14 protein-coding genes, 1 tRNA gene and 1 pseudogene are annotated in these 15,218 nt (G+C 38.0%); 9 read left to right on the top strand and 7 right to left on the bottom strand.

Going from position 1 to position 15,218, the window contains the following annotated elements:
• Positions 1-59: 59 nt before the first annotated feature.
• Complete coding sequence (cycA, locus tag PSF42_RS01570; RefSeq protein WP_272679337.1) at positions 60-1,460, bottom strand: D-serine/D-alanine/glycine transporter; 1,401 nt, start codon at positions 1,458-1,460, stop codon at positions 60-62.
• Between the two features lie 255 nt (positions 1,461-1,715).
• Here cycA and PSF42_RS01565 point away from each other — a divergent pair.
• Positions 1,716-1,791 (top strand) — tRNA-Lys (locus PSF42_RS01565).
• Positions 1,792-1,825: 34 nt separating this feature from the next.
• Here the strand turns inward: PSF42_RS01565 and PSF42_RS01560 are convergent.
• A pseudogene (locus PSF42_RS01560) lies at positions 1,826-2,059 on the bottom strand (tyrosine-type recombinase/integrase); the annotation flags it as partial.
• Between the two features lie 24 nt (positions 2,060-2,083).
• On the opposite strand from PSF42_RS01560, the gene PSF42_RS01555 reads away from it, so the two are divergent.
• Complete coding sequence (locus tag PSF42_RS01555) at positions 2,084-2,824, top strand: DinB/UmuC family translesion DNA polymerase (protein WP_272679336.1); 741 nt, start codon at positions 2,084-2,086, stop codon at positions 2,822-2,824.
• Positions 2,825-2,998: 174 nt separating this feature from the next.
• Here PSF42_RS01555 and PSF42_RS01550 read toward each other — a convergent pair whose 3' ends face one another.
• A complete protein-coding gene (locus PSF42_RS01550) occupies positions 2,999-3,808 on the bottom strand; it encodes a DUF3800 domain-containing protein (RefSeq protein ID WP_272679335.1) in 810 nt (269 codons plus the stop codon).
• A 216-nt stretch (positions 3,809-4,024) separates the two neighbouring features.
• Between PSF42_RS01550 and PSF42_RS01545 the strand changes: the two genes are divergently transcribed.
• A complete protein-coding gene (locus PSF42_RS01545) occupies positions 4,025-4,552 on the top strand; it encodes a hypothetical protein (protein ID WP_272679334.1) in 528 nt (175 codons plus the stop codon).
• Between the two features lie 54 nt (positions 4,553-4,606).
• Entirely contained in the window at positions 4,607-4,996 is a 390-nt protein-coding gene (locus PSF42_RS01540; RefSeq protein ID WP_272679333.1) for a hypothetical protein, read from the top strand.
• A 36-nt stretch (positions 4,997-5,032) separates the two neighbouring features.
• Here PSF42_RS01540 and PSF42_RS01535 read toward each other — a convergent pair whose 3' ends face one another.
• The 4 genes from PSF42_RS01535 to PSF42_RS01520 form a co-directional block, all read right to left on the bottom strand.
• Positions 5,033-5,740, bottom strand: a complete 708-nt coding sequence (locus PSF42_RS01535) for a helix-turn-helix domain-containing protein (RefSeq protein WP_272679332.1) — start codon at positions 5,738-5,740, stop codon at positions 5,033-5,035.
• Positions 5,741-6,139: 399 nt separating this feature from the next.
• Positions 6,140-6,409, bottom strand: a complete 270-nt coding sequence (locus tag PSF42_RS01530; RefSeq protein ID WP_272679331.1) for a hypothetical protein — start codon at positions 6,407-6,409, stop codon at positions 6,140-6,142.
• 147 nt (positions 6,410-6,556) lie between these two features.
• Positions 6,557-7,552 (bottom strand): acetyltransferase, encoded by a 996-nt coding sequence (locus tag PSF42_RS01525; RefSeq protein ID WP_272679330.1) that lies wholly within the window; start codon positions 7,550-7,552, stop codon positions 6,557-6,559.
• Positions 7,553-8,075: 523 nt separating this feature from the next.
• On the bottom strand, positions 8,076-8,522 hold the full coding sequence (locus tag PSF42_RS01520; RefSeq protein ID WP_272679329.1) for a hypothetical protein: 447 nt from the start codon (positions 8,520-8,522) through the stop codon (positions 8,076-8,078).
• Between the two features lie 1,646 nt (positions 8,523-10,168).
• Between PSF42_RS01520 and flhD the strand changes: the two genes are divergently transcribed.
• The 5 genes from flhD to cheA all read left to right on the top strand — a co-directional run bounded on the left by flhD (position 10,169) and on the right by cheA (position 15,203).
• Positions 10,169-10,519 carry a flagellar transcriptional regulator FlhD gene (gene flhD / locus PSF42_RS01515; RefSeq protein ID WP_004909823.1) on the top strand — a complete coding sequence of 117 codons (351 nt, stop codon included), beginning with the start codon at positions 10,169-10,171 and terminating at the stop codon, positions 10,517-10,519.
• Positions 10,516-11,106 (top strand): flagellar transcriptional regulator FlhC, encoded by a 591-nt coding sequence (flhC, locus tag PSF42_RS01510; RefSeq protein ID WP_102139579.1) that lies wholly within the window; start codon positions 10,516-10,518, stop codon positions 11,104-11,106. The genes flhD and flhC overlap by 4 nt, the downstream gene beginning before the upstream one ends.
• 96 nt (positions 11,107-11,202) lie before the next feature.
• On the top strand, positions 11,203-12,090 hold the full coding sequence (gene motA / locus PSF42_RS01505; protein ID WP_213914091.1) for a flagellar motor stator protein MotA: 888 nt from the start codon (positions 11,203-11,205) through the stop codon (positions 12,088-12,090).
• Between the two features lie 7 nt (positions 12,091-12,097).
• Complete coding sequence (motB, locus tag PSF42_RS01500) at positions 12,098-13,015, top strand: flagellar motor protein MotB (RefSeq protein ID WP_213914090.1); 918 nt, start codon at positions 12,098-12,100, stop codon at positions 13,013-13,015.
• 103 nt (positions 13,016-13,118) lie between these two features.
• The gene (gene cheA / locus PSF42_RS01495) at positions 13,119-15,203 is read left to right on the top strand and encodes a chemotaxis protein CheA (protein ID WP_272679328.1); all 2,085 of its coding nucleotides are present in this window, start codon (positions 13,119-13,121) and stop codon (positions 15,201-15,203) included.
• Positions 15,204-15,218 lie beyond the last annotated feature (15 nt).

The raw sequence follows: 15,218 nt of genomic DNA, 5'->3' as shown, positions 1-15,218 counted from the left end.
TTATAAAATTTTAAAGGCCGAGTAACAGCATTGTTATTCGGCCTTTTTACGCGGAGTCATTAATGGTTTTTTCTACGTTTGGCGAATTGATAACCAATAAATAGTAAAATAAACCAGACGGGAGTTGCAATTAAGGCTTGTCTTGTGTCGTGCTGAAACGCCAATAACACGACCATAAAAGCGAAAAAGGCGAGGCTAAACCATGACATCACAATTCCAGCAGGCATTTTGTAATGAGATGCTTTGTGCATTTCAGGGCGTTTTTTACGGAAATTTAAGTAGCTATATAAAATCATGCTCCAAATAAACATAAAGAGAATAGCAGACACGGTGGTGACTAGCGTGAATGCATGCATGATATCAGGAATAAAATAGATTAGGACAATACCAAAACTGAGGCAGATACAGGTAAAAATTAACCCAGTAGCAGGTACTGCTTTTTTCGATAATTGGCTGAATTGTTTTGGTGCATCACCTTCTTTTGAAAGCCCAAATAGCATTCTGCTGGTGGAAAACACACCACTATTTGCAGAAGATGCCGCAGAAGTTAGCACCACAAAGTTAACAATACTTGCCGCTGCCGGTAGGCTTATCAAGACAAACATTTCTACAAATGGGCTTTTATCGGCCGATATGGTTCGCCAAGGAGTGACAGCCATGATGACTACTAAAGATAAGACATAAAATGCAATAATCCGGATAGGGATCGCGTTGATAGCTTTTGGCAACGATTTTTCTGGATCGCGTGTTTCTGCTGCTGCCGTACCCACCAATTCAATTCCCACAAACGCAAAAATAGCAATTTGGAAGCCAGCAAAGAAACCGCTGATCCCCATCGGGAACATTCCTCCATCGCTCCAAATGTTACTTAAAGATGCTGTATGGCCAGTAGGGGATTGGAAATTCATGGCGATTAATGTGCCGCCTACAGCAATGAGAGCCACAATGGCAACAATTTTTATCATGGCGAACCAAAATTCGAGCTCACCAAAAAGCCTAACAGAAACGAGGTTAAGCGTTAATAGAGTGACAACGCAGATAAACGAGGTTACCCATTCAGGAAAATCAGGGAACCAAAAGCTCACATAGGCTGTAATGGCAATGATATCGGCAATACCGGTGATAACCCAGCAGAACCAGTATGTCCAACCGACAAAAAAGCCTGCCCATGGGCCGATAAGGTCAGAAGAAAAATCACTGAATGATTTGTAGTTCAGATTAGAAAGTAGCAGTTCCCCCATTGCGCGCATCACGAAAAATAGCACAAAGCCAATTATCATATATACAAAGATAATCGATGGGCCTGCGAGTGAAATGGTTTTGCCAGAACCCATAAATAAGCCAGTGCCGATTGCGCCACCAATCGCAATAAGTTGTATATGGCGGTTACTAAGGCTACGTTTTAGCTGATTACGATCAGTATTGGGTTGTGTTGATAGTGAATTCGCATTTTCTTCCATACTAAAGATGTCCGTAATGGTTTGTGATAATTAGCCACAGTCTTTTTTTTAATTTTGTGGTTATGTTTGCGTGAAATATTGTGACACAAATCTCAATTAGAGTAAGGAAAAGTTATCTTGTTAGAAACGAAGTGATGTTTATTCAAACGATATTTTTCTTAAAATTTACATTAATAACTTAAAATTAACTTAGGTAATAAAAATAGCAGAATCATATTGACTGTAGCAATTGTTAGGCGTTAAATAATTTGTATCGGGTTGTTAGCTCAGTTGGCAGAGTAGGTGACTCTTAATCACTCGGTCGTGGGTTCGATCCCCACACAACCCACCAGTTAAAACAAAGTGTTACGTATGATTGTGAGTTATCAAATTATCTTGCGTGCCATATTCGTGCCATTCAGATTTAAAATATCATCTATGTTTTTGGCGTGTTCTTGCAAGTGAATGGGTGATAGGTGGGCATATCGCTTTACCATTTCTATGCTTTTCCATCCGCCCATTTCTTGCAATGCTGACAACGGCACGCCTGCTTGAATTAACCAACTCGCCCATGTATGACGCAAATAATGAAAATGAAACCCTTCAATACCAGCTTTTTTCGGGGGGATTACCAAAGAAAGTTATTGTCACTTATTCCAATTGAGGAAGTATGGGGTATTGGTCGTAGAATCTCAGCCAAGTTAAGAGTTATGGGCATTTATACCGCTTTAGACTTAGCTAATGCACCAGTGGCCACAATACGGAAAACCTTTGGCGTGACACTAGAAAGAACTCTCCGAGAGCTTAATGGTGAGTCCTGCATTAAACTTGAAGAAGTTAGGAAAGTTAAGCAACAAATATTATGCTCACGTTCGTTCGGTAAGAAAGTTTTAGATATTGAGACTATGCGCAAGGCCGTTTGTGACTATGCAGAACGTGCAGCAGAGAAGCTACGTGAAGAAAAACAGCGATGCCGAATCATTGGGCTATTTATCCAAACAAGCAGACACGCCTCTGGTGAAGATTATGCTAACAGCGCCAGTATTAAACTTGAATACCATAGCAGCGACACGCGGGACATCATCAATGCTGCCATGCGTGGATTGGATGCTATATGGCGAGAAGGCTATCGCTACTATAAAGCAGGGATAATATTGTCCGACTTCACAAATTCAGATATTACTCAGTTCGACATGTTTTCGACTCAGAAGCCATTTAAGAATAGCGATGAACTGATGAAAACATTAGACACGATAAACAATAGCGGGCTGGGCAAAGTCTGGTTTGCTGCGAAAGGCGGCGATAGTGGATACCAAATGAAGCGTGAAATGTTGTCACCTGCGTACACGACAAATTTTGATGAGTTACCTGTGGTTAAATCTTGACGACGTGTTATTTTTTCGAGTCAGCTCATTGAAATTAACTGGTATATAAGCTAATTTATAGGAATTGAATTCAAGGTTTTGGGAATGCGGAGGCGGCCCCCAGAAATGATCCCGCCTAGTTGGTCACTTCGTCGATTGACTGGAACTCCAACCGTGCTGGCTGTGAGGTCGGCATCACTTTTTCCTATCTGGAAGCTTGTATTTGAGATTTACTGCTTTTGTTTCTACCCTTCTAGAGCCCCTTGTAGGGTCATGAAATGTCCAAATATTAAATTTCCGTTCATTGTTCCATGTATCATGAAACATCGTGTCCCACCCAAGATAACTGGCAACATTATCAGATACAGCGAGCTTAGCTTCGGAAGATGCTTTCCCTTGGTATGCGCACATCACAGAGCCAAGTAAGAAATCAGCAATTTGGATGTGTTCTGATGATTTTGAATCTTTGGTTACAACGGTAGATATGATATTTTTCTTCCCATGTCTTTTTGCTAGCCTATTATTGCATATAGCATGGAATGCTTCGTCCGCCTTCTTGTAGCGAGAAGGGAGTGGGTCGACTTCTATTCTGAACTCACAGTCTCTGTCTGGGTGTGCTGAAATGACATTGTTAATTTTAGCGTATATAAGGGTGCCAAAATGCTTCCTCATTGCTAGGTCATAATCCCCATCATGCAATGCTTTATTTACGATTGATTTCTCAATAATAATACAGTGAAATGCTAGCCACGGATGCTTAAAGAAAAAATCAATCAGTTCTGCATGGAACTCTGCATTCTTTTTTGCGTGGGCCTTCTGCCATTTAATTTCATTGAAAAAGCCATGCTTTTCTCTTAACTCTCTAATTAATCGTACAAAGTCACCACGGCGCTGATATTTCATCCATAAGCTGCCAAATCCATAATATTTCTGGCCATCTATTCCTGATTCATCACAGGAAACATGCCAAATTAATTTGCCTGGGTTATTTTCACTAGTTGTCATGTCACCAATCACATGTGCATATGAATTAATCAGTTGATATGACTTAATATTGATCATTTGAGAGTTTATTACAATAAAGATTGCTTATGAGTTAGCCCCACTTCACAACACTATGAGTAGCTAACGTGCATCACTAACCCACTCCGGTGGGTTTTTTATTGCCTGAACTCTGCACCTATCCTAATATTTGCGTACTTAACGTAAATATGGTGATGTATGAAAAAGGGAATTATCGCAGGATTATTAACTCTTGCTTGTTTTAATGGGTATGCAGCAGGGCTAAACACTGAAGCTAAAGCTCCGTTTGGCTTGAAGTGGGGGCAAAATTTTGAAGATGTTGGTAAAGTTGAAGATATTGATTTAAGTAATTGCAAAGGTATGCGTGGGTATAAAGCGTGTGAGATAGATTTTTTCCTAGAAGGCCAAGAACCTTTTACGCCGTGGACTAGTAATATCATATTGATGTTTAAAAATGACAGACTAATGTCAGTTGTGAATTCATATTCTGTGAGTGAATTTAAAAAGAGTGACTGTGGCAACATACCTAAAGAAATTAACTATTTATCAAGTCTGAATGTCGATACTGCTCAATTGGGCGAGTTCAAAAAATCCTGCGGTGACTTTGAAAATAAAAGCATGAAGAAAACTATTAAGACAAGCTATGGCTCTGTTGAATTTGCAGTAACAAAGATTCCTTTTGCAGGCGTAGTTGGCTACACCTCTTATAGGCTAGATGGCGAATAGAATTTGCACTCCCGCTGAGCTAACATTACTGAAACTAATTGAAGGGATGGTGAGATGAAAAGGATAAACAGGTATCACGAGAATGACTTTATCTCCAGTGAAAGCGATGTTGTTCTCGATAGTGATGAGGTTACTGTATCAACAAAGAACGATATTGTTATTGGTTTAGGACCAGAGCAAGTCGTGAACTTTGAAAACTTGAAAGGATTTATAGTTGAAATTAGCAGAAATATTCCTGACTTTGACAATCAAGTTCAAAGGTACTTTTACAACATTGACAAAGAGCCTGACTTTCCTCATAACCTGTCAGTTATTTATATAGAAGATAACTCTGCAATATTGGATTACTGGTCTGAGGAAGTAAATAATCAATTTACTATGATATTCCAATACAATAACGGCATATGGAAGCTAATAGATGCAAATGGTAGAAAACCTGATTGAGTAACTATATATCTAGCCCGTCCTTGGGCTGGGTGGTTATTTCTTACTGAGTAGCTGTTCTAGCATAGACTCTATTTTGTCTAGCCTTTCAGAAATACTGTCATTTGTGGATTCAGTTTCTTGCTTTTTAGCTTTATCGCTGATGTTTTCCATAAAGTCGGATATCATCCCGCTTCTGGATAGCATAATAACATCTGGCGAGAGTTCGTGCCTTGATTCTATTGCTACCCCGATTATAGATATGTTTTTACCAGCTAAGATATTCATATAGCTTGGGTTTAAAGGGTGCAAGTAATACTCACCTTGGTCTATTATCAATTGCTTAAATGTTACATTATCACTTGATTCAATTTTACATAGAACAAAATCACCGTTACAGACATCTGATTCTGGGTCGAATATTACGGTGCATCCCGCAGGGAAGCTTATTGTTGAATTAGATTGCATGGAGTCACCGTCTAACTTGACAGCAAAGGCTGAATCAGGTGCAAGCCTTGGAGCAGGAATGTAATCATATCCAACAACATCATCACCACTAGAAAGGTTAGCAGCCTGAACAAAGGTGATAACAGGAATTAATGGCAAGGTTATAGTTGATCTGACTCTTGCTATATCGGGAGCCTCTCCAACGCCAGAAGCTAACCACTCAGGAGTGGTTCCAAGGGCGGCGGCTAAATTATTCAATGTATTAATGCGAGGGCGAGCTTCACCGCCTTCGTAAGCTGCAATTTGAGTTCTATGCACTCTCAATCACTCGGTCGTGGGTTCGATCCCCACACAACCCACCAAGGTTTTCAAAGAGTTATGTGTTAGTTGAGTTACTTATCCGTACTATTTGGGACGTGACCATTAAATACTGCATCAATTTGTTTAGCATGTTCGCTAAGTAATCTGGTACTAAGAATGCATATCGCAGAACCATCTCAATACTTTTCTAATCGGCCCTTTCTTGCATAGCTGATAGAGGCAAGGGAAATTCTAGAATAAATAAGGGCACATAGAAGTGAAAATGGCAAATCCACAGATAAGTGGCTATGTGTTGCAACAAGGAATGAGTATAAAGAAGAATACGAAGTTGGAATAAAAAGATACTCTAGTGGGTTTTTTATTGCCTGAGCTGTCGTTGCCCAGGCAATAAGTTACTTATTCTATTTCCTTATTCTGTTCATATAATTTAGCGCCCTTTGCTCGCAGTTCCCCATCGACAATTTCGATAGAATCAGCTTCTACGATAATCTTTCCCTGTGACCCTTTGTCTGATTGTGTTCCGTTTAACTTAATAGTGACTTCAGGGGCACTAATAACACCATCTTTTACCTGTACAGATTCTGATGAGGTTTGTATAGAGTTGGCCATAGCGAACGTAGGTAGTGTGATTGAGATTACCGCTAAAGGTGCAATATATTTGCGCATAAAACACTCCATTGTGATGAATTCAATGGGATACTATCAAATGAATATTAAATGGGTTACAAGTTTTGTAAAGGTTCTGTTCACATTATCTATGCCAATAATATATTTGACATTTAAGAGGATGTCATTACATCCTTCATGAATTTATTATTTCAATTTATTAGAGCGAAATACTGGTTCAATAAACCAATGAATAATTGAATTTGACGCTAATAAAAGTGCGAGAATAATTGTGACTAAAGTTGATATCACCATGAGAGTGAAGTTAAGCTCTATGCCTAAATGATTTAAAATTTGTAATATAACAAAGCAGATAATAGGGTGAATTAAATAAACACCTAAGGCATTATTTGATATTTTTTCATATCTACGAGTTGATAATGCAAAGTAAATAATACCCAACCCTAATATTAGACTTACTGTGAAATTGAAAATATAGATAAAAAAGGAGTCGGCTAATAAGTGAGGGGTAATTGTGTTAAATATGGATTCAAAAAAAACATCTCGATAATTAAGGAACAAAACAGTTAAGATAGTTATGGTGAAAATAGATATAATAGGCGCCTTTCTTAACGAAGATATATTTTCATTATTAATAAAATAAGCTGTGACAAAAAAAGGAAAATATAAAAAAACCGAGAAAAACCCAGAGAGGGTCATGAGATAACTCTTTGTTATATAGGATATTAATAGGGATATCGCTAAAATTATTGATAACTTGAATTTGTTTGATTTAAAGCTCTCTGGTAATAATAAAAAAACAGCTTGCCATATAGGTGTTGCTAAAAAGAACCAAACTCCGTACTGAGGGGAAAGTAAGAATGCTTTTAACGTTAACTCACCAGTAAAGTAAAGTGGGAGCATATCGATTGTTTGAAACGTAAAATAAATGATAAAAGCTGGAAGAAGGTGAGATAGTAATTCTTTCCATGTTGTGTTTTTTGTTATAAATGCGACTATAAATACAAACATAGGAATTAGTGTTAGGTCAAAAACATTAATAAGCAATGAATATTTGCTTTTATCAACTAAATTTAAATAAAAATTAAAAACAATTAATGAGCTTAACATTAATTTTAATGTAGGCCAGTATGGTTGGTCGTTGTTTTTTATATTTGAGATTAGGTGTTTTTCTTTTTTCATACATATTCCCCATATAAAACGTATCGATTGTACCTCATTGAGGCTTTAAATTAAAACAAATTATTCTAGGGATTATAAAATAGTTAAAGGGCAATCAAATATTGATTAGTCTTTTTACGTTAATATTTAATTCATAGTAAGGAATTAGTTAGTTTAGGGGCAGTATAAAGTTATCTCTCAACTTTTTTGGACTTAATAGCAGGATAAAATGACAGGCTATTAGAGCGCGGAACTAAAGAACTGAGTGGCTATTTGAAGGGAGAGTTGCTTTTGGTTGGGAACGTAAAATTTGATTGGGTTTTGAGCAGCTTAAAAGAGGCGGTTTGAAATAGGGGCTATTATTTTATAAGGAACTGAATATACAAGAATTATTTTAACTGCAGAGTTTGAGATGTTAGGAGCTAAATTTAACTCAAGCCTCTGCTATTACATTAGCACTTATTAGTATATCGAATAAATCAGTAAAGGGATCCTGGTTTTTTCCATGATATTTTCATTATATTGACCTTGAATTGTGGCTAACTTAGCTGTTATCAAGCAATTTTTGCGTCATAGTGATTGAAGCTTCGACGCCTAATAAGTATAAGGCTTGCTCTAAAAGGTCAATTTTAGATGCGTAATGAATATCCAGTAAACGTTCTATTTGTTGTGCATTGATATTCAACCTGCGAGCAAGATCGGCACGTTGTATTGCGGAGTTGAGAATGGCGTTATGCAAAGCAATTTTTAAGCAGCAGATTATCGGTAAATAAACAGTAAAGGTTGCATCACTTTTTGTTGGCGCAGCCAGTGGGATTGGTTTCCTGAGTTCAATATATTCTGCAAACGAGCCTAGTAAAATTTCTTGGGCCTCTAACTCAACATCTTCTTTACAATAGCTAACAGCCTGTAAGTCAGGAAAATCGCTAAAATTGATTTCATATATATTTTCTTCCTCAATAAACTCAACGGATGCTTGATAAGTGAACATGTTTTTCCTTCAAATTATATTCCAGACTGTTAAGTGTTGCATTGGTGCATGAGGAAAACAAGTTTGTCACTTCACTTACCTAGTCATTCCTTCTTTTATTTTTGTATCTATTGGCTTGGATATTGCTCAGTAGTTATCATTAGAATGATTAATGTGATCTCATTGTCATAAATATACGAATGTAACAATCGTTTTATTCGGAAATTATTAGGAAATAAAGAAAACAAGAGTGAGGGAGATCACATATTGGAAAGAATTTTCACCATGAAAATGGGGGATAAGGTAGCTTCTTTTGTAAACAAGTTACTCACTGAATTATTTTAACGAAAAGTAATTTATTTTTTAATTCCTCATTATTCCACTAAGTGATTTCACTTAAGTCTTATTGCTATTTTGGGGCTTTTGTTAAAATAAAAGTATATAGTAATCAATAGTTACTATAACTTTAGTTAATTAATTTTAGGAGGGAGACGTGAAAACGGCTAAAAACGATAAAAATGAAGACAGGCAATAATACCTTTAGTACTTTTATTTTTAGTACCGTTCAAATATTTTAAAAGTGATATAAAAACCGAAAGAAAGCGGAATGTTCTTAATTGAAACCTTGATTTTTTGCTCTTGACATAAATGTGATAGATTGGCGTAGGTTGATCTTTTTATTAAAAAAAATGAAATTTCAGTTATTTTATATAAAAAAGAAAATATTAATTAATCAAAAAAATCACTTTAATGAACTAATAACAAAATAATTACTTAAGATACTAAATAAACAAAATACGCTAACAGAATTATTTCAACTAAATAGATTTTTATTATTGGTTAATGATGTAACTTTTATAAATTTTATTAATATTGCCATGTTGTGGTATTGAAATCATTGTTTAATGATTCTAATGAAAGTTGAGAGGGGATAATTCATATGTATGACAATATAATGAGTATTTTTATGATAACTACGATTGAATAATTTTGAATGATGGTAGAAGTATAGATTAAACTTATTGAAAATTAATGATTAAGTTTTATTCCAATAATGCCGATAACACCTTAATGCACTTATGTGCAACTTAGTTTCTTAATACTAAAAATTGATTTGGATCAATATTTTGTTTTTGATGTTGTGATTGGTTCTTTTTGCTTAGTTATCACATCTAAAGAGTTGTTAGTTTGATTAAAATCCTACCATTTTGCTTAGGGTGACTGAGAATGTTGTTGATATTTAGGATAAGGTGATAGAAGATAAAGAGATAATGAAGATTATTTAATGAATTAATGGGTAATCATCTCATTGGTACAAAAAGAAACATAAGTACCTTGAATAGTTAATTTAGTGGTGCATAATAATTGGCGACTAATAATGACATCAGCAATTTCTGATTCTTATGGAAATCGATAATTTTTTGGTCACCCCTTATTTTGTTGTAGGTATTCAGGAAATATATTTAATTTAGGTTTGGAAGTCAGTGTATCTATACTCCAATTTGGGTATTTTTGAATGGATGACATGGGAAAATAATGGAATTTCATTTACCCAATTTAATTACTTTTTAAATTTAATAATTTGATTACACAATACTTTCAAATTCATATTTGTTCTTTTTGCACACAGATCGCACAGATGTTGATAATATTCGGAAAGGAAAAAAATGAGCTCGACGACAGATTTTCTGAAGCATATATACGATATTAACCTCTCATATTTGCTATTAGCCCAAAAACTCATCTCTCAAGAGAAAGCCTCTGCGATGTTTCGTCTCGGTATCTCTGATGCAATGGCAACGACTTTAGCAGATCTTACACTTCCTCAATTAGTCAAATTAGCAGAGACAAACCAGCTAATCTGCCAGTTTAGATTTGATAATAGTGACACAATTGAAAAGCTAACCCGTGATTCAAGAGTCGATGAATTACAACAAATTCATACAGGTATTTTACTTTCGACCCGATTATTGCAAACGCATAATGAGGGCGACACCGAAATAGCGAGAAAAAGATGAGTACCTCAGCTGAAAAAAGTATAGTCCAAGAAGCGAATGATATTCGCCTAGCTATGGAATTGATCTCTTTAGGCGCTCGCCTTCAAATGTTAGAAAGTGAAACTCAAATCAGTCGTGGTCGTTTAGTTCGTTTATATAAAGAGCTAAGAGGTTGCCCTCCACCAAAAGGGATGCTGCCTTTCTCCACAGATTGGTTTATGACGTGGGAACAGAATATTCATTCATCCATGTTCTATAATGCTTATCAATTTTTACTTAAAAGTGGCCAATGTCGCGGTGTTGATGCCATATTACGAGCATATAGATTATATCTTGAACAGTGTATTCCAGAACCCGGAGAAGAGCCTTTATTGGCGTTAACACGCGCTTGGACGTTGGTCCGCTTTGTGGAAAGCGGTATGTTACAAAGTTCGCAATGTAGTTGTTGCCATGGCTCGTTTATTACTTACGCACATATTCCCGAAAATAGCTTTACTTGCAGTTTATGCCAACCGCCATCACGAGCAATAAAAAAACGTAAACTTTCCGAACATCTAGCCGATATTACGGTATATCGACAGGATGGCATTACTAAAGCGGTAATGTAATTGGATTGATTTGGTTAACAGGCAAAGGTTTTGCCTGTCACTCCTAATATTCCCTTTGACTGCCATCTGTTAACCAACGGAGTGAAAGGGAATATTGTGTTAATACTCATCGGGTATATCATTGTTACAGTTGCGGTTATTGGCGGATACTTAATGGTCGGTGGCCATTTAGGTGCGCTTTATCAACCCGCTGAATTTGTCATTATTTTAGGTGCAGGATTAGGTGCCTTTGTTGTTGGTAACAGTGGCAAATCCATCGTCGCCTTGTGTAAAGTATTACCAAAACTCTTCCGTCGTTCCTCTTACAATAAAGCAATGTCAATGGACTTAATGGCGTTGTTATTTCAATTACTGAATAAGTCACGTCAACAAGGTCTGCTTGCTCTTGAAAAAGACATTGATAATCCAAGTGAAAGTGACATTTTTTCTCAATATCCCCGTATTTTAAAAGACGAATCCACCATGATGTTTATCGTGGATTACTTACGTCTGATGGTAAGTAGTAACTTACAAAGCCATGAAATTGAAGCCTTAATGGATGAAGAGTTAGAAACTTTTCGTCAAGAAAATGAAGTGCCTGCTTCAGGCTTAAATATGGTCGGTGACTCTATGCCTGCTTTTGGGATCGTTGCGGCTGTACTGGGGGTGGTTAATGCTTTGGGCTCAGCGGATCGCCCTGCGGGTGAGTTGGGGGCTTTAATTGCTCATGCAATGGTAGGGACATTTCTAGGTATTTTAGTGGCTTATGGTTTTATTTTACCTTTAGCTGCATTGATTAGGCTGCGCAGTAGTGAACAGTTGAAAATGATGGAATGCATTAAAGTCACTTTCCTCTCTGCATTGCAAGGCTACGCTCCTCAAATAGCGGTTGAATTTGGCCGTAAGGTGTTATTCAGCGCAGATAGGCCTTCATTTGTTGAACTCGAAGATAAAGTTCGGGAAGTGAAAGTAGGTGCTCGCTCACAAGAAACAACAGAGGAGTAACTAACGGATGGCAGCCAATACACCTCATGTTATTCGAGTTAAAAAGCGCAGTTCGCATCAGCAAAACGGGCATGGTGGTTCATGGAAAATCGCTTATGCCGATTTTATGACAGCGATGATGGCGTTTTTTTTAGTAATGTGGCTGATCTCAATTTCAAGTCCTCAAGAATTAACACAAATTGCTGAATATTTCCGCACCCCCTTAAGCACAGCTATCAACCCGGGAAGTAAAAGTGGGGATGCCACAAATCCGATCCCTGGTGGGGGTAAAGACCCTATTTTTCGTGATGGGGATGTGATGCCAGAGCCCAATAATATCATTGATGGTAATGCAAACTATCGTTTTGAAAAATTAAAAGAATCTCTTGAGCAGGCTATTTTAAAAGACCCGCGTTTGAACGAATTAAAGCCCCACTTACTGATTGATATGATTAATGATGGGCTACGTATACAAATTGTTGATAGTGAAAATCGACCGATGTTTAAAGTGGGATCGGCAACGGTTGAACCCTATATGCGCGATATTTTGCGCGCAATAGCGCCACTTCTTAATGATGTACCAAACCGTATTAGTGTCTCAGGGCATACCGATGATTTGGCGTATGCCAATGGGGCTAATTATAGCAACTGGGAATTATCATCTGACCGGGCAAATGCTTCACGCCGCGAGTTGATCCGCGGTGGAATGGATGAAAACAAAGTCTTACGCGTGGTAGGAATGGCTTCAGCGATTCATTTAGATAAAGAAAATGGTTTTGCTCCGATTAACCGTCGGATAAGCATTATCGTGTTAAATGATGAAGAAACAAAACAGATCCTCCGTGAATACGATGGCGCGAAGCCGATCAATGATGTGCTCAATAAACCGCAAAAGCCCATGCCAGAAACGGCCGTGGGTGTTGTCGCTGCGGTGAAAATACCGTGATGAATGGCTGTTATTTGAATTTATTAGATAACTTGTTTAGTTGTCTGCCGGGTTGCTCGGCAGTCAGCGTTAAGTGAAACGTAAGCGAAATTGGATAAAAACCATGGATATTACCGAGTTTTATCAAACATTTTTCGATGAAGCTGATGAGTTGCTCAGGGATATGGAACAACATTTACTTGATCTTGATCCTTTTGACCCGGATAGCGAGCAACTCAATGCCATCTTCCGCAGTGCCCACTCAATAAAAGGAGGGGCTGCAACCTTTGGTTTCACTCAGTTGCAGAATACGACTCATACATTGGAAAACCTTTTAGATAAGGCGCGTCATGATGAGTTAACGCTCACTCCTGACATCATTGATGTTTTCCTCGATGCAAAAGATGTCATGGCGTCACAGTTAGATGCCTATAAAAATGATTCTTTACCAGATGAAGACACTTTCAAACGTATTTGTGAGGTACTTAGCCGAGTCGAAAATAAAGCAGAGGAGGTTGCTGATACAGGTACTGCGCCAGTTGAAACTAAAGTTGAAGATGCGGTTGTTGAAAACGCACCCGCGGAGCAAAGTGAATATTCACACTACTTTATGATCTCGTTAAATCAGCTCAAAGAAAATGAAGTTGATTTACTGGCGGATGAACTCAGTTTATTTGGGCATTTATATCATACTGAAAAAACAGCAAATAGTTTGCAAGCATGGGTAGGCACTAATACGGGTATTGATGATATTAGTGGAGTGTTATGTTTTGTGGTGGATGAATCGCAAATTAACCATGAAGCGGTTTCCTTTGCCGATTGCCGCGCTTTTTCGAAAGAAGAAACGTTATTCAATGGCGACAAAGTTGAAACAAGTGCAATTGAAACCGAGGTAAGTGATACCGTAGGATCGCAAGATACGCCGCAAACCTCGGTAAAACCTGTTATACCGGTGCCTGCTACCCCGGCTAAAAAAACGGCAATCGCTAAACCGAAAGGGGATTCGAGCAGCATTCGTGTGGCAGTAGAGAAAGTTGACCAGTTGATCAACTTAGTGGGTGAGTTGGTGATTATCCAGTCCATGCTGACCCAACATAGTCAACATGTCGATCAAAACGAATACAGTGATTTGTTAAGCTCAATCGTGCAGTTAGAGCGTAATTCACGGGCCTTGCAAGAATCCGTTATGTCAATTCGCATGATGCCAATGGACTACGTGTTTAGTCGTTTCCCGCGCATGGTACGCGATATTGCTTCCAAGTTAGGTAAAAAAATCGAACTGAAAGTCGAAGGAAGCTCAACTGAGTTAGATAAGAGTTTGATTGAGCGCATCGTCGACCCCCTGAATCACCTTGTTCGTAATAGCCTCGACCATGGGATTGAAAAGCCTGAAGTTCGTGTGGCAAATGGTAAGCCAGAGGCTGGCACATTGACCTTAGCGGCCGCACACCAAAGTGGCAATATTTGCATTGAAGTTCGTGATGACGGTGCAGGGTTAAATCGTGAACGTATTTTGGCGAAAGCGAAATCACAAGGCATGAATGTGCATGATGGTATGAGCAATGATGAAGTTGCGATGCTGATTATGGCTCCGGGTTTTTCAACCGCAGAGGTCGTAACGGATGTTTCGGGGCGTGGTGTTGGAATGGATGTGGTTAAACGAAATATCCAAGACATGGGCGGCCGTATTCAAATCGGTTTTACCGAAGGTAAAGGCACTATTATCCGCATCTTATTACCGCTCACTTTAGCCATTTTGGATGGTATGTCTGTGAAAGTCGCGGAGGATGTCTTCATCGTTCCATTGAGTGCCATTATTAGCACCTTGCAGCCTCGCCAAGAGGATATTTATCGCTTAGCTGGAGAGGAAAAAATGCTGCTTGTGCGCGGTGAATATTTACCACTTGTTGAATTACACCAAGTATTTTCCATCGAAGAAGCCGAGCGAAATCTAGATAACAGTATTGTGCTGATTATTCAAAATGCAGGTCACCGTTTTGCGTTGTTAGTCGATAAATTAGTTGGGCAACAACAAGTCGTCGTAAAAAATATTGAAAGTAATTATCGCAAGATCCCGGGTATTTCAGCAGCAACGATTATGGGCGATGGTTCTGTTGCATTGATTTTAGATGTGGCTGAGCTACAAAAAATGAATAACAGCATTTTGATTAAAAAGAAACAGCAGGTTTCTCAACCTGTCGTGCACTAAATAGAGGCCATACAC

Origin of the sequence: Providencia sp. PROV032 (assembly GCF_028484875.1) — a bacterium.
Classification (GTDB): domain Bacteria; phylum Pseudomonadota; class Gammaproteobacteria; order Enterobacterales; family Enterobacteriaceae; genus Providencia; species Providencia rettgeri_E.
The sequence above is the reverse complement of the archived record's forward strand: the minus strand, read 5'-3'. Positions and strand labels throughout refer to the sequence as shown.